Origin of the sequence: Pseudomonas sp. FSL R10-0399, assembly GCF_009600165.1 — a bacterium.
GTDB classification, from domain to species: Bacteria; Pseudomonadota; Gammaproteobacteria; order Pseudomonadales; family Pseudomonadaceae; genus Aquipseudomonas; species Aquipseudomonas helleri.
Window position 1 is genome coordinate 1 of record NZ_WIWK01000245.1, and the last position, 1,353, is coordinate 1,353.

The 1,353-nt window shown below is 54.8% G+C and carries 1 protein-coding gene; it reads right to left on the reverse strand.

All coding sequences use genetic code 11. The annotated features are described in order from the left end of the window. Nucleotides 1–288 precede the first annotated feature (288 nt). Nucleotides 289–1,308 (reverse strand): IS30 family transposase, encoded by a 1,020-nt coding sequence (locus GHO41_RS29220; protein WP_048377755.1) that lies wholly within the window; start codon nt 1,306–1,308, stop codon nt 289–291. Nucleotides 1,309–1,353 lie beyond the last annotated feature (45 nt).

Sequence of the window (1,353 nt, forward strand, 5' to 3'; positions counted from 1 at the left end):
GGCGGTCTCAAGGAGCAAGTGCAACAGTCAGTTAATTTTCTGAGCTTGCTAAGCGAAACAATCCCGCTTCCAAAACATCGTTATCAATGGGCGTCTGACCGAACCGAGCTTACCTGACTAAGCACAATTTCCACTACCAAGTGCTTAGCCGTGATCAAGCCCTTCGGTGGCTGCAGCAGCGGCTATACACACCCCCCCTCCATCGCCAATGTGACGGCTTGGAATGACCCAATAGAAACACCCATTAGACGCATCCACCAGATAACTTGGAGGGCTTGCCCTTACCGATCAGTTTATCGTTTCAAGCTTGTTGGTCGCGGAAAGCTGAAGATGATCTACTAGCACCTCAACCGGAAATTTCCAGCCCAGTGTCTGGCGGGGTCGGGTATTGAGCAGATCAGCGATTTCGTCCAGCCGTGCCTGCGTCACCAGAGAGAGATCTGTGCCTTTGGGGAGGTACTGACGCAACAAACCGTTCGTATTTTCATTGCTACCACGCTGCCAAGGCGAGTGTGGATCGGCGAAATAAATCTTCATCCCCGTGCGCGCAGTAATTTCGGCATGACGGGCCATTTCGCTGCCTTGATCATGCGTCATGGTTTTTAGGAGCGATGGCGCCATCCGCGACATTTCCCTCACGATCGCTTCCGCCGCCGCCTCTGCGGTGGGGGCTTCGAGCTTGGCGAGAATCACATAACGGCTCGTACGCTCGACCATGGTGGCAACCGCTGAGCGATTATTGGCGCCCATGATCAGATCACTCTCCCAATGCCCAGGGACCAGACGATCTGCAACCTCAGGGGGGCGTAGGTGAATACTCAGATGCGCAGGGTAACGTTCTCGACGCACATTGCTTTGGGTTCGCTTAGGACGTTTGCCGTCAGCCTGACGTAGATAACTGATCAACTGGCGTTTCAGCTCGCCGCGCGGATAGGCATAGATGGCGAGGTAGATAGTTTCGTGGCTCACATGTCGCTCGGATTGGCCTGGCCAGATACTGCGTAGTCTGCGAGCAATTTGTTGCGGTGACCAGCCGATGCGGAGCATTTCGACGACCACTTGAAATAGCTCTGAGTCTGGAGACAAACGCCGCTGACGGCGAGGCGCATGTCGAAGCTGTTGAGCCCTGCTGGTAGCTTGGATGGCGTCATAGTGAGGCTGCTGGGGGTTGCGTTTGATCTCACGACTAATGGTGCTGGGGTGACGGCCTAGCAAAGCGGCAATAGCTCGCAGCGTCTGTCGTTGAAAGAGCATCACCATAATGGTGACGCGCTCCTCGGTACTCAGGTGGTTGTATTGGGTAGACATGGCAACACCTTACATGAGGTGTTGCACTTGCTCCTTGAGACCGCC

Bases quoted from the DNA above. Each gene is read 5' to 3' on its own strand.
- GHO41_RS29220 (WP_048377755.1), bottom strand. From the start codon at position 1,308: ATGTCTACCCAATACAACCACCTGAGTACCGAGGAGCGCGTCACCATT.